The organism is Streptomyces sp. NBC_00289, from assembly GCF_041435115.1.
GTDB lineage: Bacteria > Actinomycetota > Actinomycetes > Streptomycetales > Streptomycetaceae > Streptomyces.
This window is the reverse complement of record NZ_CP108046.1, coordinates 3,000,878-3,020,097: the sequence shown is the minus strand read 5'-3', so window position 1 is coordinate 3,020,097 and position 19,220 is coordinate 3,000,878. Positions and strand designations below refer to the sequence as shown.

At 69.8% G+C, this 19,220-nt stretch carries 16 protein-coding genes; 1 reads left to right on the top strand and 15 read right to left on the bottom strand.

Going from position 1 to position 19,220, the window contains the following annotated elements; genetic code table 11:
• Window positions 1–436 precede the first annotated feature (436 nt).
• The 15 genes from OG985_RS13860 to OG985_RS13790 form a co-directional block, all read right to left on the bottom strand.
• On the bottom strand, window positions 437–1,240 hold the full coding sequence (locus OG985_RS13860; protein ID WP_371668627.1) for a hypothetical protein: 804 nt from the start codon (window positions 1,238–1,240) through the stop codon (window positions 437–439).
• 47 nt (window positions 1,241–1,287) lie between these two features.
• Entirely contained in the window at window positions 1,288–1,821 is a 534-nt protein-coding gene (locus OG985_RS13855) for a hypothetical protein (RefSeq protein ID WP_371668626.1), read from the bottom strand.
• 8 nt (window positions 1,822–1,829) lie between these two features.
• Window positions 1,830–3,119 (bottom strand): MCE family protein, encoded by a 1,290-nt coding sequence (locus tag OG985_RS13850; protein ID WP_371668625.1) that lies wholly within the window; start codon window positions 3,117–3,119, stop codon window positions 1,830–1,832.
• Window positions 3,116–4,414: an MCE family protein gene (locus OG985_RS13845; RefSeq protein WP_371668624.1), complete on the bottom strand. Its 1,299-nt coding sequence runs from the start codon at window positions 4,412–4,414 to the stop codon at window positions 3,116–3,118. The genes OG985_RS13850 and OG985_RS13845 overlap by 4 nt, the downstream gene beginning before the upstream one ends.
• Window positions 4,411–5,514, bottom strand: coding sequence for an MCE family protein (locus OG985_RS13840; RefSeq protein WP_371674365.1), 1,104 nt, complete (start codon window positions 5,512–5,514; stop codon window positions 4,411–4,413). The genes OG985_RS13845 and OG985_RS13840 overlap by 4 nt, the downstream gene beginning before the upstream one ends.
• A 44-nt stretch (window positions 5,515–5,558) precedes the next feature.
• Window positions 5,559–6,596, bottom strand: a complete 1,038-nt coding sequence (locus OG985_RS13835) for an MCE family protein (RefSeq protein ID WP_371674363.1) — start codon at window positions 6,594–6,596, stop codon at window positions 5,559–5,561.
• A 224-nt stretch (window positions 6,597–6,820) separates the two neighbouring features.
• On the bottom strand, window positions 6,821–7,885 hold the full coding sequence (locus tag OG985_RS13830) for an MCE family protein (protein WP_371668623.1): 1,065 nt from the start codon (window positions 7,883–7,885) through the stop codon (window positions 6,821–6,823).
• Window positions 7,882–9,117 (bottom strand): MCE family protein, encoded by a 1,236-nt coding sequence (locus tag OG985_RS13825; RefSeq protein WP_371668622.1) that lies wholly within the window; start codon window positions 9,115–9,117, stop codon window positions 7,882–7,884. The genes OG985_RS13830 and OG985_RS13825 overlap by 4 nt, the downstream gene beginning before the upstream one ends.
• Window positions 9,118–9,122: 5 nt before the next feature.
• Window positions 9,123–9,926 (bottom strand): MlaE family ABC transporter permease, encoded by an 804-nt coding sequence (locus OG985_RS13820; RefSeq protein ID WP_371668621.1) that lies wholly within the window; start codon window positions 9,924–9,926, stop codon window positions 9,123–9,125.
• A 3-nt stretch (window positions 9,927–9,929) separates the two neighbouring features.
• On the bottom strand, window positions 9,930–10,700 hold the full coding sequence (locus OG985_RS13815) for an MlaE family ABC transporter permease (RefSeq protein WP_371668620.1): 771 nt from the start codon (window positions 10,698–10,700) through the stop codon (window positions 9,930–9,932).
• On the bottom strand, window positions 10,697–11,641 hold the full coding sequence (locus OG985_RS13810) for an ABC transporter ATP-binding protein (RefSeq protein ID WP_371668619.1): 945 nt from the start codon (window positions 11,639–11,641) through the stop codon (window positions 10,697–10,699). The genes OG985_RS13815 and OG985_RS13810 overlap by 4 nt, the downstream gene beginning before the upstream one ends.
• Before the next feature lie 134 nt (window positions 11,642–11,775).
• Entirely contained in the window at window positions 11,776–12,786 is a 1,011-nt protein-coding gene (locus OG985_RS13805) for a sigma-70 family RNA polymerase sigma factor (RefSeq protein WP_371668618.1), read from the bottom strand.
• A gap of 54 nt (window positions 12,787–12,840) precedes the next feature.
• Complete coding sequence (locus OG985_RS13800) at window positions 12,841–13,899, bottom strand: lytic transglycosylase domain-containing protein (RefSeq protein ID WP_371668617.1); 1,059 nt, start codon at window positions 13,897–13,899, stop codon at window positions 12,841–12,843.
• Window positions 13,900–14,145: 246 nt separating this feature from the next.
• Window positions 14,146–15,675 (bottom strand): helix-turn-helix domain-containing protein, encoded by a 1,530-nt coding sequence (locus OG985_RS13795; RefSeq protein ID WP_371668616.1) that lies wholly within the window; start codon window positions 15,673–15,675, stop codon window positions 14,146–14,148.
• An 86-nt stretch (window positions 15,676–15,761) separates the two neighbouring features.
• Window positions 15,762–15,959, bottom strand: a complete 198-nt coding sequence (locus OG985_RS13790; protein WP_371668615.1) for a DUF4236 domain-containing protein — start codon at window positions 15,957–15,959, stop codon at window positions 15,762–15,764.
• A gap of 454 nt (window positions 15,960–16,413) precedes the next feature.
• Between OG985_RS13790 and acnA the strand changes: the two genes are divergently transcribed.
• Window positions 16,414–19,131 carry an aconitate hydratase AcnA gene (acnA, locus tag OG985_RS13785; protein ID WP_371668614.1) on the top strand — a complete coding sequence of 906 codons (2,718 nt, stop codon included), beginning with the start codon at window positions 16,414–16,416 and terminating at the stop codon, window positions 19,129–19,131.
• Window positions 19,132–19,220 lie beyond the last annotated feature (89 nt).

Here is a 19,220-nt window from a genome sequence, read left to right as displayed (position 1 = left end):
GGTCTCGGCGCCGGGGATCGTGTCGGTCCGCGCGGCCCATTCGGCGCGGGCGGCGGCGAGCCGGGGGTGCATTGTGCGAAGTGCTTCCAGCTGCCCGGCCACCGTCTCGATGAACCCCGTCAGTTGGTCCAGATTTACGTCGAGGTGCGCGCAAATAAGCGGCCGCGTTCACCGTCCCGCCTCTCATCGAGCGGTACGTCGAGTACGCCGATGCCCCCGCCTACGCCGACCAGGCAGGGCAGGCGGTGCCCGCGATCGGGGCGCTCGCCGGAGTGGCTCACCCTCGCCGAACAGGCCCGTGCAGTGCACGCCATCTGCACCGCCTCTGGTCACGCGAAACGTCCGCACAGCTCAGAGGCCGCATCCACGAATCGCGCAGCCGTCCCCGGCATGCGACCCGCCTGGTCCGCCCTTTAGCCCCCGGAAGAAGCAGACGTCAGAGCGCGTCGACCCCGCTCACCCTCCAGCCGTCGGACGTAAGGGCCACCGTCATCCGCACCCGGTTCAGGTCCACGCGGGAGCCCGAGACCTGGGTGCTCGTGGTCACCTGGTTGACGAAGAGGAGGACCACGGCCCGGTCGGCCGAGGCCGAGATCACGGAGGCCGCCGGGGAGCCGCCGGTGGGCTGCGCCACCGTGGCCTTCACCACCCCGTGGTACTTCCTGGCCGTCGGCCCGACCACCGTCGTGGTGGTCTTCCGGTACTCGTCGCGGAAGTGCCCGGTGAGCCGGGCGCGGGCCGCGGCGAAGTCGCGGTCCAGGTGCCTGTAGTCGTACGACAGCACGACTGGCGCCGCCTTGCCTGCGGCCGCGAGTGCCTGACCGCGTGCCTGTTCGGCCCGCAGGCCCTCCCGGTAGCGCCACCCGAGAACGGTGGCCGCGACCAGGCCCGCCAGGAGCAGGACACACAGGGCGGCGGCGAGCAGCCGCCGCCGACCGTGCCGCGTAGCCGTACCGGGGCCGGGCTCGTCTTCCTCTTGCGGTGGGTCCTCCTCGAAGCACTCCGGCGAGGGCTCGGGCGGATCGTCCCAGCCGTCCTCCGCCGGGGCCTCGATGAGCACGGTGCGGCCGGCGGTCGGTGCCTCGGGTCGCTCCGGGGCGTCCTCGTCGGCGGCCACCGGGTCCGGTTCGTGGTGGCCGCGCTCCGCGCGCTTGGCCGCCGCGCGGGCGGCCGCGGTGATGGTGCGCCGGGTGCCGGATCCGGAACCGGAGCCGCGGCTTCGGGTGGTCGTCTTCGTCACGGTCTTGCTCCTCAAGTCCTCATGGGCGTACGGCGGTCAGGGCGCGGTCAGCCGACGAACTCGACGTCCGAGGTCAGCCAGCGGCCGTCCCGGTGCACCAGGTCGAGCTGCAGCCGGTAGGTGCGCGCCTCGCCCTTGGGCGCGGCGGTGTTGGTGACCTTGCTGTCGGCGACCACCAGAACGCGGGCCGAGTGCTCGTCGGAGCGGACGATGCCCGCGTCGAGGACCTGGCCCTCGGACACGGACTCGTTCGCGGCGACGAGCTTGGTCAACTGCTCGGTCTGCGCGGCGAACTGCTTCTTGAAGTCGCCGGTGGCGCCCTCGAGGACGTTCGCGCTGTCCCGGTCGTAGTGCCGGTAGTCGAGCGAGGTGAAGTTAAGCGCCGACTGGCGGGCCGCGGACAGGATGTCCTGGCGCCGCTGCTCGGCCTCGCGCTGGTCGTAGACCCGGAGGCTCAGCCAGATCGTCAGCGCGGTGGTGAGGACGGTCGCCACCACCAGTCCCACCGACCACGCCCTGCGCGACAGGGCCCTGCCCGCCGAGGCCCTTCCCGACAGGGCCCCGCTCACGGTCCTGCTCATGGCCCCGCTCATGCCATCGGTCCGACTAGCAGCCATTGCCACGACTCCTTTCCGAACACCGTCTGTTGGCCGCCCGTCGAGCCGATCTCGACGGGCCTTCCGTCCGGGCCGGTCGCGGTGCCGGTCTCCGGGTCGTAAGGCGTGATGTACGGCGTGCCGTACGCCGTCTGGTTCGCGCCGCCGGAAGCGGTCGACGCGCCGGGGGCGTTCTGCGCGCCCCGCACCGACGTCTTGCTTCCGCGCGGGGCCGTGCAGCGCGCGTCGGTGTTCGCCTCGCGCGTGCTGGTGTTCGAGGGGTCGCGCCGCGTCGTCCCGTACCCCTGGGTGCACGCCGGCGGGTCGTCGGCATTCACCACCAGGCCGAAGTGGGTGGTGCCGTCGCCCGGGACGACCGTGTAGCTGCCCGCGACCAGCGCCGGCAAGGTGACAAGGGACTGCTCCACGCCGGGCAGGCGGGCCACCGTGACCTGGCCGCCGCTGATCAGATTGGCCAGCAGGACCGACAGCTGTGGCCCGGTGGACTTCAGCAGAGAGTTCACCTGCTGCGCGGCCGGCGTCGCGTTGCCGATCAGCTTGCGCAGGTCCCCGTCGCTCGACTTCAACTGCGCGCTGAGGGCCGCCAGATCGTGCGCGAACGACTTGATGGACGAGCCCTGGTCGGCCTGCGTCTTGAGGACCTTTCGCGAGTCCTCGATCAGCGAGATGGTCTGGGGGAGTGACTCGGAGGCCGACTCGACGAGCGCGTTGCCCGAGTCCACCAGCCGGCTCAGGTTCGGGCCGGTGCCCGAGAAGGCCTTGCCCAACTCGTCGACGGTGACCCGCAGATCGTCCTTGCCGACCGAGTTCACCAGCCGGTCCAGGCTGAGGACCAGGTCCGTCGTGGGCAGCGGCACGCGGGTGCTGCCGCGCGGGATGGCGCTGCCGTCGAGGAGATAGGGGCCATGCGAACTACGCGGCTGTAGATCTACGTACTGCTCGCCCACCGCCGAACGGTTCGCCACCACGGCGAGCGTGTCCGCCGGGATGCGCGGAGCGCCGTCCTTGATGTCGAGGGAGACCGAGACGCCGTCGGAGCCGGTCAGCCCCAGCGTGCCGACGCGGCCCACCGGCACCCCGCGGTAGGTGACCTCGGCGCCGGGGAAGATGCCCCCGGAGTCGGCGAAGTCCGCCCGCACGGTGTAGCCGCGGCCCAGGACGTCGTCCACCAGGCCGGTGTACTCGGCGCCGACGTACGACACCCCGACGGCGGTGACGGTGGCGAAGGCCAGGAGTTGGGCCTTGACCGTACGGGTGATCACGGCTGAACCCCCTTCAGCATCAGCTCCGCGAGCGCGAGGTTGATCCCCTCGGGCAGCCCGCCTTGGGTGGTGTAGCTGCTGGTGCACACCGGCGGGCACAGCGGACCGCCGCCGCCCGACGAGGCCGACGGGGCCGACGGGGCCGACGGCACCGAGGGGGACGACGGCAGGCTCGGTGTGCTCGGCAGCGCTGTGGGTGTCGGCACGCTCGGGAGATCGGGGAGATCGGGGAGATCCGGTACGTCGGGTGTGTCAGGCTTCTGGGAATCGCCCTTGCCCCGGCGGGAGTTGCCGTCCGTCACGTTCCCGTAGATGCCGGCCAGGTCCAGATCCGCGGTGATGTCGAGGTTGACGTAGTCCCCCTTGATGGCGCCCGTGACGTTGCGCGGGAACGGGTAAGTGGTCAGCAGCTCAAGGGAGTTGGGAAGATCGGCGCCCGCCTTGTTCAGCTGCTGAAGGATCGGCCGCAGTTGTTTGAGGTTCGCGACCGTGTCGTCGTGCGAGGCGTTGACCACCTTGGTGCCCGTCTTGCCGAGCTTCGACAGGGCGGTGAGCATCCTCGTCAGATCGCGCCGTTGGTCGGCGAGGACTTTCAGGGCGGGTGGCATCGTGTCGACGGCCTGGGCGATCGTCTTCTTCTCCTTGCCGAGCCGCCCCGCGAGCCGGTCGACGGCCTCGAGGGCGTGGACGATGTCCTTCCGCTGGTCGTCCAGACCGCCGATGAACGTGTTCAGCTCCTTGAGCAGCGATCTGACCCGGTTCTCCCGGCCGTCCAGGGCCTTGTTCAGCTCCACGGTGATCGTCTTGAGCTGGGCCACTCCGCCGCCGTTGAGCAGCGCGGACAGCGCGGACAGCACCTCCTCGATCTCCGGGTTGCGGCCGCTGCGGGACAGCGGGATGCGGTCGCCGTCGCCGAGCCGGCCCACCGGGGCCGTTCCGGACGGGGCGGAGAGCGCGACGTACTTCTCGCCGAGCATGCTGGTCTGCCGCAGCTCTGCGACCGCGTTGGCCGGCAGCTTCACCGAGTCGGCGACCCGCAGCTGTACGCGCGCGTGCCAGCCGTCGAGTTCCACCTTCTCGACCGCGCCCACCGTGACGTTGTTGACCTTCACCGCCGACTGCGGCACCAGGTCGAGGACGTCGCGGAACTCGACGGTGACGTGGTACGCGTGGCCGTCGGCGGCGGCTCCGCCGGGCAGCTGGACGTCGTACCAGCCGTTGAACTCGCAGCCGGACAGCAGCAGCGAGCCGACCGCGGCCCACGCGAGCGCGCCGACCTTGCGCAGTGCGCTCATGCGCTCGCCCCCAGAATTCCGCCGAGCGTCCGGTCGACGGTTCCCGTCACCGCGGAGCCCTGAGGCACCTTGGGCAGGGAGTCGAAGAGGTCCTTCAGCTCCTTGCAGTCGGGGTTCTTGCCGCCTTCGTCGCCGGTCGTCCTCAGTACGGAGCACAGCAGCGAGGCCGGATCCTGTGCCTGCTGGGCGTTGTTGCGGGTGTCGAGGGTGCCCGAGGACGGGTTGTAGGCGTTGTTCAGGTTCGACAGACCCGTGGGAGCGACCTCCAACAGCTCGGCCAGCGCGGCCCGTTGGGTGACGAGCACCTTGGTCACCTTGCTGAGGCCCTTCACGTTCGAGGTCAGCGACTTCTTGTTGTTCTTCACGAAGGCGGACACGTCGCCGAGCGCCGTCCCCAGGTTCTTGAGCGCGTCCGCGAGGTCCTTGCGCTCGCCCGCGAGCTGTCCGACGACCTCGGCGAGGCTGGTGTTGAACGACCGCACGCTCTTGTCGTCCGCGGCCAGCGCCGCCGTGAACACCTGCAGGTTCCGTACCGTGCCGAAGAGGTCCGAGCGGCCGTCCGACAGCGTGGTGACGGCCTGCGAGAGGTCCTCGACCGTCTGGTTGAGGTTCTCGCCCTGGCCGTCGAGGTTGTCCGCGCTCACCCCGAGCAGCCGCGACAGCGAGCCGTCCTTGTTGGCGCCCTTGGGGCCGAGCGCGTCGGCCGTCGTGTGCAGACTGTCGAAGATGCGGTCCAGCTCGACCGGCACGGCCGTCCGCGTCTCGGGGATGACGTCACCGTCCCGTAGCACCGGGCCCTTGCGGTACACCGGCAGCAGCTGCACGTAACGGTCGCTGACCACCGAGGAGTTGATGATCGCGGCCTTGGCGTCCGCCGGGACCTTGCGGCCTTCGTCGTACGTCAGCTCCACCCGCACCCGGTCGCCCTCCGGCGTGATCTTCTCGACCTCGCCGATCCGGACGCCGAGGACGCGGACGTCCGAGCCGGGGTAGATGCCGACGGTGCGCGGGAAGTACGCGGTGACGTGCACGGGCTCGGAGCGCGGCCACAGCACGTAGGTGAGCGCGGCGACGAGGGCTAGTGCGGTGACCACGGCCACGCGCCTCTTCAGGGTCTTCACGGCCACGCGCCTCTTCAGTTTCTTCACTGCGTGCCTCCCGTGCGCGGCACCACCGGAGCGGCGACCAGGTTCTGGACGTAGCTGTCGAACCAGCGGCCGTTGCCGAGGGTGTTGCTGAAGACCCGGACGTACGGGGCGAGCAGCTTGACGCTCCGGTCGAGGCTCGACTGATTCCGTTCGAGCATCTGCACCACACGGTTGAGGCCCTTGAGAGCGGGCCCGATCTCCTTGTCGTTGTCCTCGACCAGGCCGGAGAGCTCGATGCCGAGGGCGGCGGAGCTCTTCAGCAGCTCGTGGATCGCCTTGCGCCGCTTGCTGATCTCCTTGAACAGCTTGTCGCCGTCCTTGACCAGCCCGGAGAAGTCCTCGGAGTGGTCGGCCAGCACGCCCGTGACACCGTTCGCGTGGTCGAGGAGCTCGCCCAGCGCCTTGTCGCGCGAGGCGACCGTCCGGGAGATCTTCGACAGGCCCTTGATGGACGCCCGTACCTCGGCGGGCGAGTCCTGGAAGGTGGTGGAGATGGTGTCCAGGGCCTTCGCCAACTGGTCGGTGTCGACCTTCTCCGTCGTGGTGGTGAGATCGCTGAACGCCTGCACGACGTCGTACGCCGGAACCGTCCTCTTCAGCGGTATCTCGCTGCCCGGCTTCAGCTGCCCCGGTCCCTTGGGGTGCAGCGCGAGGTACTTCGCGCCGAGGATCGTCTTGACCCGGATTGAGGCGCCGGTCTCGGTGCCGAACGCCGGGTCGCCCTTGATCTTGAAGGTGACCTTGACGTGGTCACCGTCCAGATCGACGTCCTCGACCTTGCCGACCTTGACGCCGGCGATCCGCTCCTCGTCGCCGGGCTTGAGGCCGCCCGCCTCCGAGAAGGCCGCGCTGTACGTGTCGCCGCCGCCGATCAGCGGCAGGCTGTCGGCGTTGAACGCGGCCACGGTCAGCAGCCCCAGGATGGTGAGGCCGACAACTCCGATCACCACGGGGTTGCGCTCGCGGAACGGGGTGAGGCGTGGAGGGCGGATCCGTGGAAGCCTTATCCGAGGCGGGTCGATGCGGACCTTCATCAGCGGTTCCGGGCGGCGAGGACGGGGCGTCCGGCGCGGGAGCAGCCGTATTTTCGGGAGCTTGGGCGGGTCTATGCGGACTTTCACCAGGGGTTCCGGGCGGCGAGGACGGGGCGCCCGGCGCGGGAGCAGCCGTATTTTCGGGAGCTTGGGCGGGTCGATGCGGACCTTGACCAGCGGCTCCGGGCGGCGCGTACGGGTCCTGCGGGGAAGGAAGTGCTTCGTCATGCGCCGCACCTCGCCCTCGCCACATGCAGCTCGGGGGTGAGCACCTGCTTCGTCTTCGGTAGCACGATCCGGCCGTCGAAGTCGCAGAGGTAGAAGTTGAACCACGAGCCGTAGGACGCCGTCCCCGTCAGTGCGTTGAGCTTGTTCGGCAGCCGCTTCAGGACGCCCTCCACGGTGTTCTCGTTCTTGTTCAGCGTTCCGGTGAGATCGGTCAGCTCGGCGATGTCGTCCTTCAGGGGCGGACGCGCGTCCTTGAGCAGCCCCGAGGTGGCGTCCGTCAGGTCGCCGATGCCCACCAGCGACTGCCCGATCGGCTTGCGGTCGGCGGACAGCCCCGAAATCACTCGCCGCAGCTGCTTGAGGAGCCCCGAGAAGCGGGCGCCGCGCTTGTCCAGCGTCTCCAGCACGGTGTTGAGGTTGTCGATCACCGAACCGATCAGTTTGTCGCGGCCGGCCAGCGTCGTCGTGAGCGAAGCCGTGTGCGCGAGCAGGCCGTTGACGGTGCCGCCCTCGCCCTGGAGTGTCCGGATGACCTCGGTCGCGAGCTGGTTGACGTCCTGCGGGCTGAGCGCTGCGAACAGTGGCTTGAAGCCGTTCAGCAGCGCGTTGAGGTCCAGCGCGGGCTGGGTGCGCGACAGCGGGATGGTGGCGCCGGGCTTCAGCCGGGTGCCGTCTCCCGCGCCCTCGGTCAGGGCGACGTATCGCTGTCCGACGAGGTTCCGGTAGCGGATGACCGCGCCGGTGCTGTTCAGCAGCGGCCGGTCCGCGCTGACGCTGAAGTTGACCTCCGCCAGCGTCCGGTCCTTGATCCGGATGCCCTCGACCTCGCCGACCCGTACCCCGGCCACCCGGATGTCGTCGCCCTTCTCCAGGCCCGTCACGTCGCTGAACACCGCGCGATACGTGTGCTCGGGGGTGAGGGAGATGTTCACGATGGTGGCGGCGAGCAGCGCCGTCGCCAGGATCGTCACCAGGGCGAAGAGGCTGAACTTGATCAGCGGGGCAGCGGCCTGCCGGGCTCCTGAAGCCCTCGTAATCCTCGTGGTCCTCGTGGTCCTCATGCGACGCTCACCGCCGTCCCGCGCGCCATCGGTCCGAACAGCAGGGTCGCGACCGGCGACACCTCGTCGGCTGGCACACCCATGACGGGCGCGACGAGCGAGCCGACGGCGCGCTGCTCGGTCCTGGTGGAGGAAACGCCGACCGGACCGGACGAACTGCCCTTCGCCGAACCGTCGTTGAGGTGGACCCCGGGCGCGGGCACCTGCGGATGGGGCAGGTCGCGGCAGTTGGGCCCCGACCGATCGCCGTAGCGGGCGTACTCACCCGGTTCGTACGGGCCCTGCTGGCGCACGACCTCGAGCGTGATGTGCATCTTGCCGCCCTGGAAGGCCTGCTCGGATGCCTGCTCCTCGCGCACCAGGCCGGCGAGGAGGCAGGGGTACTCGGGCGAGTAGCGGGCGAAGAGGTCGAGCGTGGGGCGGGAGACCCGGCCCAGGGTGATCAGGCGATCGCCGTTCGCGTCGAGGAAGTCGTCCGCGGTGCCCGCGGCGGTTGCCGTCGTGGTGAGCGCGGACGCGAGCCGGTCCCGCTGCTCGACCAGGGTGCGGCTGGTGGTGACGGTGTTGCGCAGGATCGCCATCAGGTCGGGCGCCGCGTCGCCGTACACCTCGGCGACGTCGGCCAGCCGTGCGAAGTCCTCGGTGAGGGACGGCAGGTGAGGATTGAGGCGGTGCAGATAGTCCTCCACGCGCGTGAGGTTGTCGCCGATCCGGTCGCCGCGCCCTTCGAGGGCGGTGGCGAACGCGGAGAGCGTGGCGTTGAGCTTGCCGGGCTGCACGGTCCGCAGCAGCGGCAGCAGATCGTTCATCAGCTGCTGGAGCTCGATGCCGACCCGGGTGCGGTCCTGGGTGATGACATCCCCGGCGCGGATCGGCCGGGCCGAGGAGCGCGCGGGCGCGACCAGGTCGACGTACTTCTCGCCGAACAGCGTCTTGGGCAGCAGGCGCGCGTGCACGTCGGAGGGGATGTCCGCGACGTACTCCGGCTTCAGCGCGATGTCGAGCGTCGCCTTCGTCCCGTCGGCGTGCACCGCGCGCACCTCGCCCACGAGCAGCCCGCGCAGCTTGACGTCGGCGCGCGGATCGAGCTGGTTGCCCAGGCTGTCGGCCTCCAGTTCGATCCGTACGGCCGAGGTGAACACCTGCCGGTACACGGCGACGGACAGGGACAGCAGCAGTGCGAGTACGGCGAGGAACACGACGCCGTACAACCGCAGTCTCAGCACTCTCATACGGCTCACCCCGCAATCCGTACGGTCGTGTTGGCGCCCCAGATCGCGAGCGACAGGAAGAAGTCCAGAACGTTGATCGCGACGATCGAGGTGCGCACGGCGCGGCCCACGGCGACGCCGACGCCCGCCGGGCCGCCGCTCGCGTAGTAGCCGTAGAAGCAGTGCACGAGGATGATCAGGACGGCGAAGACGAGCACTTTCCCGAAGGACCACAGCACGTCGACCGGCGGCAGGTACTGCTGGAAGTAGTGGTCGTAGGTGCCCGCCGACTGCCCGTAGTAGCCGGTGGTGATGGTGCGGGCGGCGAAGTACGACGACAGCAGCCCGACCACGTACAGCGGGATCACCGCGACGAAACCGGCGATCATCCGGGTGGTCACCAGGAACGGCAGCGAGGGGACGCCCATGACTTCGAGGGCGTCCGTCTCCTCGCTGATCCGCATCGCGCCGAGCTGGGCGGTGAACCCCGCGCCGACCGTTGCGGACAGCGCGAGACCTGCCACCAGGGGAGCGATCTCACGGGTGTTGAAGTACGCCGAGAGGAACGCCACGAAGTTGGAGGTGCCGAGCTGGTTGAGCGCGGCGTACCCCTGCAGGCCCACCTCCGTGCCGGTGAAGAACGACAGGAAGGCGATGACACCGACCGTGCCGCCCACGACGGCGAGGGCGCCGCGCCCGAAGCTCACCTCGGCGAGCAGCCGGAGGATCTCCTTCTTGTAGCGGCGTACGGTGCGGCCCGTCCACGCCAACGAGCGGCCGTAGAAGGACAGTTGGCTGCCCAGTTCCTCCAGGCGATTCAGCGGCGCCATGACTCAGCCCCTCTGCGGAACGACTTGGAAGTACACGGCGGTCATCACGAAGTTCGTCACGAACAGCAACATGAAGGTGATCACCACCGACTGGTTCACCGCGTCGCCCACACCCTTCGGGCCGCCCTTCGCGGTGAGTCCCTTGTACGAGGCGACGATCGCGGCGATCGCGCCGAACACCAGCGCCTTGATCTCCGCCGCCCACAGGTCGGAGAGCTGCGCGAGCGTGGTGAAGGAGGCGAGATAGGCGCCCGGTGTGCCGTTCTGCAGGACGACGTTGAAGAAGTAGCCGCCCGCGACGCCGACGACCGACACCAGGCCGTTGAGCAGTACCGCGACCACCATCGACGCCAGGACTCGCGGGACGACCAGCCGGTGGATGGGGTCGATGCCCAGCACCTGCATCGCGTCGATCTCCTCGCGGATCTTCCGCGCCCCGAGGTCCGCGCAGATCGCCGTGCCGCCGGCGCCCGCGATCAGCAGCGCGGTGACGATCGGCGAGGCCTCCCGCAGCACCGCGAGGACCGAGGCGGCCCCGGAGAAGGACTGGGCGCCGAGCTGCCGGGTCAGGCTGCCGATCTGCAGCGCGATGACCGCGCCGAAGGGGATGGACACCAGGGCCGTCGGCAGGATGGTGACGCTCGCGATGAACCAGGCCTGCTGGATGAACTCCCGTGCCTGGAAGGGCCGTCGGGGTATGGTCCGGATGACGTCCAGCGCCATCGCGAAGAGGTTCCCCGAGTGCCTGAGCGCTCCGGTCGGCGACAGGCTCATGCGTCCGCCACCTCCTTGCGGTGCAGCTCCGCCTCGCGTCTCGCGATCGCCTCCCAGCGGGGCGGCCGGGTGATGCCGGGGCCCGGCAGCAGGCGCGGCGTCATGTCATTGCCGACGTGGCGGGCTTTCCGGTCCGCTTCGCCGAGCCGCGCCAGCTCCTGCTCGACCTGCGCGGCGTCCTTCTCCTCCGCCATGCCGATCGGGCCCTGCATCCGGCCGTTCAGGAACTGCCGTACGACCGGCTCGTCACTGGTCAGCAGCTCCTCGCGCGGCCCGAACATGACCAGCTCGCGCCGGAACAACAGGCCGATGTTGTCCGGCACTTGGCGGGCCGAGGCGATGTCATGGGTGACGATCAGAAAGGTCGCGTTGATCTGTGCGTTGAGGTCGACGATGAGCTGGTTGAGGTACGCGACGCGTACGGGGTCGAGGCCCGAGTCCGGCTCGTCGAAGAGGATGATCTCCGGATCGAGCACCAGCGCCCGCGCCAGTCCGGCCCGTTTGCGCATCCCGCCGGAGATCTCGCCGGGCAGCTTTCCCTCGGAACCGATCAGCCCGACCATGTCCATCTTCTCCAGCACGATGCGCCGGATCTGGCTCTCGGACTTGCGGGTGTGCTCACGCAGCGGGAACGCGATGTTGTCGTACAGGTTCATCGAGCCGAACAGCGCGCCGTCCTGGAACAGCACGCCGAAGAGCTTCCGTACCTCGTAGAGCTCGTGCTCGCGCAGCTTGGTGATGTCCCGGCCCGCGATCTTCACGCAGCCCCGGTCCGGCTTCAGCAGTCCGACGAGCGTCTTGAGGAACACCGACTTGCCCGTGCCCGAGGGGCCGAGCATGACAGATACCTCCCCGGCGGGCAGCGTCAGCGAGACGTCCTGCCAGATGACCTGGTGACCGAAGGACTTGGTCAGCCCTTCCACACAGATCTCGACACCCATCCGGTCCACCCTTCGGCCGTGCAGCAGCTCCGACATCTGCTCTACGGGGAGGGGCGGGGCGTCCGTCGCGACGGAGGTGGATTTTTTTCGAGGGCTCTACGGCAGTTTCGAGGGCTCTACCGCAGCGCAGGGTTCTACGGCAGTGCAGGCGGGGTCGGTATCTCGACGGGGGCCTCCGGTGCGGCCGGAAGCGTCGTCGGGACCACGGACGCGGCTGGCAGATCAGGGAGAGCGGGCACGCTCGGCAGCTCGGACACCCCCGGGACCTCGGGGACGGCCGGCACCGGTGACAGCGAGGCCTCCGGCAGGGGCGGCACCGACAGCGGCAGCAGCGACCGGTCGTGGCCGCCGGTCGACGGCGTCGCGCCGGGAGCCGTCGAGGCGACCGACAGCTCACGGGCGTTCGGGGTGGCTGCCCGGCCGGCGCCGTCGGGCCGTACGGTCTCCGTGGTCTTCTGGGCCATACGGGACACGGACGGACCCGGAGTCGTGGCCTGCCCGTCCCCGTCGTGGACGTACGGCAGCACGAACCCCGCCACCACCAGGGTCGCGGCCGTCGAGGTCACCGCCACGGCCTGCGCGTGTCCGCTCGCGCGCAGCTTGCCGCGCCCCCACAGGAACAGGGCGAGGCCCAGCGTTCCGGCCAGCGAATTGCGCAGCGTGCGCCGGGCCCGGGCGAGCAGCGACTCGACGGTCCGGTAGCTCAGCCCCATGCGCACGGCGACCTGGCCGACGTCGAGGTCCTCGGACTTCAGCCGGAGCGCCTCGGCCTGGCGCGCGGGCAGCTCCCCGCTGCGCACGGCCAGCCACTTCGCCTCGGCCCGGTCGCACACCGCCTCCTCGACGGGCACCGGGCCCGGTGCGGTGAGTGTGGGGCTGCGATGTACCTCGGCCTCACGGTTGACCTGGCGGTACCGATCGACGCACAGCCGCATGGTCACGGTCGTCAGCCAGGCGCCGAGGCGCTCGTCGTCCAGGTCGGGGCGTTCCGCGGCGCGCAGCATCGCCTCGTGCACCGCGTCCTCGGCGTCCTCCGGGCTCATCGACCTGCGCCGGGCCACCTTGAGCAGTTGCTCGCGGTGGTTCCACATGCGCTGCCAACGGTCGTCGGCCGCTTGCATCTCCGCAGGCATGTCCGTCGCCATGAGGGCCCCTTCGCGCTCACCCGCCGGTCTCGTCCCGTCCGGCGGGTGGCGACATTACCGCCCAGTATCCGCGGTTGTGGAGGGGGTGGAGGCCATCGAGTCCACACCGTTGCTGGTCAGCGGACCGTCGCTGGGCAGCAGGTCGGCGCCGGGCAGTTCGATGTCCGGTCCGGGCGTGGGGAGTTGGGGCTCCTCCGTCTCCTTGGGCCCGCCCGCCGGACGGGACGTGCCGGGGGTCGGCGAGGCAGGTGCGGACGGTGCCGGGGAGGGGGCGGCGCTCGGACGGGTGGACGGCGTCGGCGAGGGCTTCGGCGTGGACGACGGGCGCGACGGCTCCGGGCGCGCCGAGGACTTCGCGGGGTTGTCCGGCACCACCCGGTGCCCTTCCAGGTAGTACGCGTACCAGGCCCGCATGGTGCGCAGATACGCCTCGGAGTGGTTGTAGCCGAGGACCGCCCGGTCCAGCTCGGCCGGGTCGGAGAGGTCCCGCCCGCCCGCGCACAGGTAGCGCCCGGCGGCGAGCGCCGCGTCGAAGACGTTGTCCGGGTCGGCCCGCCCGTCGCCGTTGCCGTCCGTGCCCCAGCGGGCCCAGGTCGACGGGATGAACTGCATCGGTCCGACCGCCCGGTCGTAGGCGGCGTCCCCGTCGTAGGCGCCGCCGTCGGTGTCCCGCACGACGGCGAAGGCGCCGCCGTCCAGCCGCGGCCCGAGGATCGGCGCCACGGTCGTACCGTCCGCCGTCACCCGACCGCCCCGCGCCTGCCCGGACTCCACCTGACCGATCGCGGCCAGCAGCTGCCACCGCAGCCGGCAGCCGGGCGCGGTGCGCGCGAGCTCCGCCTCGGCGTGCCGGTAGGCGGCGAACACGCTCGCCGGCAGGGCGGCGCCCGCCTCCGATGCCCCGCGCTCGCGTGCCCGGGTGCGCAGCGGCGGGAGGTCGGTGCGGTACGGGGTGTCGCCCGACACGCTCGGCCCGTGCTCGGCGGGCACCTCCCGCTGGGGGGCGGAGGTCCCTGCCGGGACCGCCCCCGGCGCCTGTGACGCGGTCAGCGCGGCCATCGCCGCCGCCGCGATCGCCGCACCCCTGACGCCCCTGACCCTGCTCCCTGCCACGTTGCGCTCCCCTCCCTGTGGACTGATGTCGTCTGCTCTACGGGGCAGGGCGGCGGGTCCGTCGCACGTCCTCTCAAACATCTCTGACGTATCGTCAACCATTCAAGATCATCTTGTACGTGTGTTGTACAAGGTGCTGAAAAACAACAGTGATCAGTGGAGGGTCGTGAAGGTGAGTATCCGCAGGTCAGATGGCATGTTGAGGTGTCGTGCCCCTTGCCTCAGAGGGGCACGACACCGCGCCGTTCAGATGTCCCGGAAGATCTCGATCTGCGCGCCGATCGAGTTCAGGCGTTCGGCCAGGTCCTCGTAGCCGCGGTTGATGACGTACACGTTCCGCAGGACCGACGTGCCCTCGGCCGCCATCATCGCCAGCAGGACGACCACCGCGGGGCGCAGTGCCGGCGGGCACATCATCTCGGCGGCGCGCCAGCGGGTCGGGCCCTCGACCAGGACCCGGTGCGGGTCGAGGAGCTGGAGGCGGCCGCCGAGGCGATTGAGGTCCGTCAGGTAGATCGCGCGGTTGTCGTAGACCCAGTCGTGGATGAGGGTCTTGCCCTGCGCGGCCGCCGCGATGGCGGCGAAGAACGGGACGTTGTCGATGTTCAGGCCGGGGAAGGGCATCGGGTGGATCTTGTCGATCGGCGCCTCCAGTTTGGAGGGCCGGACGGTGAGGTCCACCAGGCGCGTACGGCCGTTGTCGGCCCAGTACTCGGGCGTACGGTCGTGGTCGAGTCCCATTTCCTCCAGCACCGCGAGCTCGATCTCGAGGAACTCGATCGGCACCCGGCGTACCGTCAGTTCCGACTCGGTGACGACGGCGGCGGCCAGCAGGCTCATCGCCTCGACCGGGTCCTCGGAGGGGCAGTAGTCCACGTCGACGTCGATGGTCGGCACGCCGTGCACGGTGAGGGTGGTGGTGCCGATGCCCTCGACCTTGACGCCGAGCGCCTCCAGGAAGAAGCACAGGTCCTGGACCATGTAGTTGGAGGACGCGTTGCGGATGACCGTGACGCCGTCGTGCCGGGCGGCCGCGAGCAGCGCGTTCTCGGTGACCGTGTCCCCGCGCTCGGTCAGCACGATGGGGCGGTCCGGGGCGACGGACCGGTCCACCCGGGCGTGGTACAGCCCCTCGGTCGCGGCGATGTCGAGCCCGAACCGGCGCAGCGCGATCATGTGCGGCTCGATGGTCCGGGTACCGAGGTCGCAGCCGCCCGCGTACGGGAGCGTGAAGTGGTCCAGGCGGTGCAGCAGCGGGCCGAGGAACATGATGATCGAGCGCGTACGGCGGGCCGCGTCGGCGTCGATCGACGTCAGCTCCAGCTCGGCAGGCGGCACGATCTCCAGGTCCACCCCGTCGTTGATCCACCGGGTGCGTACGCCGATGGAGCCCAGTACCTCCAGAAGGCGGTACACCTCCTCGATGCGGGCGACCCGGCGCAGCACTGTGCGCCCCCTGTTGAGCAGGGAGGCGCACAGCAGTGCCACACACGCGTTCTTGCTGGTCTTCACGTCGATGGCGCCCGACAGCCGGCGGCCACCGACCACCCGCAGATGCATCGGGCCCGCGTAGCCCAGGGAGACGATCTCGCTGTCCAGCGCTTCACCGATTCGAGCGATCATCTCAAGGCTGATGTTTTGGTTGCCGCGCTCGATGCGGTTCACGGCGCTCTGACTGGTGCCGAGCGCCTCGGCGAGCTGTGACTGTGTCCAGCCGCGATGCTGCCTGGCGTCCCGGATGAGCTTGCCGATGCGCACGAGGTAGTCGTCTGCCATGAGGTCGAGGTTATCTCAGATATGAGATGTCGCCTCCTGGGGCACCCATGCGGGCGACGAGGTGGCCGCGACCGGCTGGCGAAGCGTCAGTGGCGCTTGGCGGTACGGGTGCGACGCCATCCGAAGGGTCCGGGCAGATCCATCGACGTCGTACGTCGTCCCGTGCTGCTGTGCGTGTGCCGCGGGCCACCGCTGCCGCCGGTGGTGATGGACCAGGAGTGCTTGTTGATGTTCAGGCGCACGCCGGGAAAGATGCGGAAACTCTTACGGAAGGTGAGGGGCATTCGCGTCGCCTTTCGGGAAGTCCAGTACGGGCTCTCCGCTGTCGTCTACCCCGACTTGGCGAACCGATGGCTGAACCCCGCGTACGCGTACGGCAGTTCCCTGGTGGTCGGTGACCCGGGCGCGCGGCCGCCTGTCGAGCCCGGGTCCGGGTCGCGCCACCCGCCGCGGCCGACAGGTGTCACCCGGCGGCGCGCGGAGTCGGCACCCGGCCGTGCGCCGCGTCACCCCGTGGTCACGCGTGGCGGCCGTCGGGTGGGGCGGTCGGCGGGGTCCGGGCATGACCAGCCCGCCCCCATGTACTAGAGTTATCTCGACATCGAGATATCTGCCGAGGTGCACCGCAGCCGCCACCCCGGTAAGGCATGCCTAACTTAGCCTGACCTCACCGGATCGGCCAAGTAGCCGTGGCGGCAGGATCGTGGTGGTACGCGCACATCAATGAAGGAGACTGTCGTGTCGGCGAACAGCTTCGACGCCCGCAGCACGCTGCAGGTGGGCGACGAGTCGTACGAGATCTTCCGCCTGGACAAGGTGAAGGGCTCGGCCCGGCTCCCCTACAGCCTTAAGGTCCTGCTGGAGAACCTGCTCCGCACCGAGGACGGCGCGAACATCACCGCCGACCACATCAGTTCCCTCGGCGACTGGGACTCGCAGGCCCAGCCCTCGCAGGAGATCCAGTTCACGCCGGCCCGTGTGATCATGCAGGACTTCACCGGCGTGCCCTGTGTCGTCGACCTCGCCACCATGCGTGAGGCCGTCAAGGAGCTCGGCGGCGACCCGGCGAAGGTCAACCCGCTCTCCCCGGCCGAGCTGGTCATCGACCACTCCGTCATCGCCGACAAGTTCGGCACCAACGACGCCTTCGCCCAGAACGTCGAGCTGGAGTACGGCCGCAACAAGGAGCGCTACCAGTTCCTGCGCTGGGGTCAGACCGCGTTCGACGACTTCAAGGTCGTCCCGCCGGGCACCGGCATCGTCCACCAGGTGAACATCGAGCACCTGGCCCGGACCGTCATGGTCCGAGGCGGCCAGGCGTACCCCGACACCCTGGTCGGCACCGACTCGCACACCACCATGGTCAACGGCCTCGGCGTCCTCGGCTGGGGCGTCGGCGGCATCGAGGCCGAGGCCGCGATGCTGGGCCAGCCGGTCTCGATGCTCATCCCGCGCGTCGTCGGCTTCAAGCTCACCGGCGAGCTGCCCACCGGCACCACCGCCACGGACCTCGTGCTGACGATCACCGAGATGCTCCGCAAGCACGGCGTGGTCGGCAAGTTCGTCGAGTTCTACGGCGAGGGTGTGGCGGCGACGAGCCTCGCCAACCGCGCCACCATCGGCAACATGTCGCCGGAGTTCGGCTCCACCGCCGCGATCTTCCCGATCGACGACGAGACGCTGAAGTACCTGCGCCTGACCGGCCGCGACGAGCAGCAGGTAGCACTCGTCGAGGCGTACGCCAAGGAGCAGGGCCTCTGGCTCGACCCGGCCGCCGAGCCCGACTTCTCCGAGAAGCTCGAGCTGGACCTCTCCACCGTCGTCCCGTCGATCGCCGGCCCGAAGCGCCCGCAGGACCGCATCGTCCTCGCGAATGCCGCCGAGCAGTTCAAGACGGACGTGCGCAACTACGTCGACGAGGTGGACGAGGCGGGCAAGGAGTCCTTCCCGGCCTCCGACGCCCCTGCCATCCACCCCAACGGCGCCCCGTCCAACCCGGTCACCGTGACCGCCCCCGACGGCTCGACGTACGAGATCGACCACGGCGCGGTGACGGTCGCGGCCATCACCTCCTGCACCAACACCTCGAACCCGTACGTCATGGTCGCCGCCGCGCTCGTCGCGAAGAAGGCCGTGGAGAAGGGCCTGACCCGCAAGCCGTGGGTCAAGACCACCCTCGCCCCGGGCTCCAAGGTCGTCACCGACTACTTCGACAAGGCGGGGCTCACCCCCTACCTCGACAAGGTCGGCTTCAACCTCGTCGGCTACGGCTGCACCACCTGCATCGGCAACTCCGGCCCGCTGCCGGACGAGGTCTCCCAGGCCGTCAACGACCACGACCTCGCGGTCACCTCGGTCCTCTCCGGCAACCGGAACTTCGAGGGCCGTATCAACCCCGACGTCAAGATGAACTACCTGGCGTCCCCGCCGCTGGTCGTCGCGTACGCCCTCGCCGGCTCCATGAAGGTGGACGTCACCAAGGACGCCCTGGGCATCGACCAGGACGGCAACCCGGTCTTCCTCAAGGACATCTGGCCGTCCGAGGCCGAGGTCAACGACGTCGTGGCCAACGCCATCGGCGAGGACATGTTCAACAAGTCCTACCAGGACGTCTTCGCGGGCGACGCCCAGTGGCAGGCGCTGCCGATCCCGACCGGCAACACCTTCGAGTGGGACCCGCAGTCCACCTACGTCCGCAAGCCCCCGTACTTCGAGGGCATGACGATGGAGACCACCCCGGTCTCCGACATCACGGGCGCGCGCGTCCTGGCCAAGCTGGGCGACTCGGTCACCACCGACCACATCTCCCCGGCCGGCGCCATCAAGGCCGACACGCCGGCCGGCAAGTACCTCACCGAGCACGGTGTGGAGCGTCGCGACTTCAACAGCTACGGCTCCCGCCGCGGCAACCACGAGGTCATGATCCGCGGCACGTTCGCCAACATCCGCCTGCGCAACCAGATCGCGCCGGGGACGGAAGGCGGTTACACCCGCGACTTCACCCAGCCGGACGCGCCCGTGTCGTTCATCTACGACGCCTCGCGCAACTACATCGAGCAGGGCACCCCGCTGGCCATCCTGGCCGGCAAGGAGTACGGCTCCGGCTCGTCCCGCGACTGGGCCGCCAAGGGCACCGCGCTGCTCGGCGTCAAGGCCGTCATCGCCGAGTCGTACGAGCGCATCCACCGCTCCAACCTCATCGGCATGGGCGTGCTCCCGCTCCAGTACCCGGAGGGCGCGGACGCCGCGTCTCTCGGCCTGACCGGTGAGGAGACCTTCTCCTTCACGGGCGTCGAGGAACTGAACAACGGCACCACCCCGCGCACGGTCAAGGTCAGCACCGACACCGGCGTCGAGTTCGACGCGGTCGTCCGCATCGACACCCCCGGCGAGGCGGACTACTACCGCAACGGCGGCATCATGCAGTACGTGCTGCGGAACCTGATCCGCAACTAGTGCCCCAACAGGCAACGTTCGCCCCGTCGCGACGCCCAGCACGCACTCTCGCCGCACCGGCCGAAAGCCCCAGTACATCCAGTACGAGG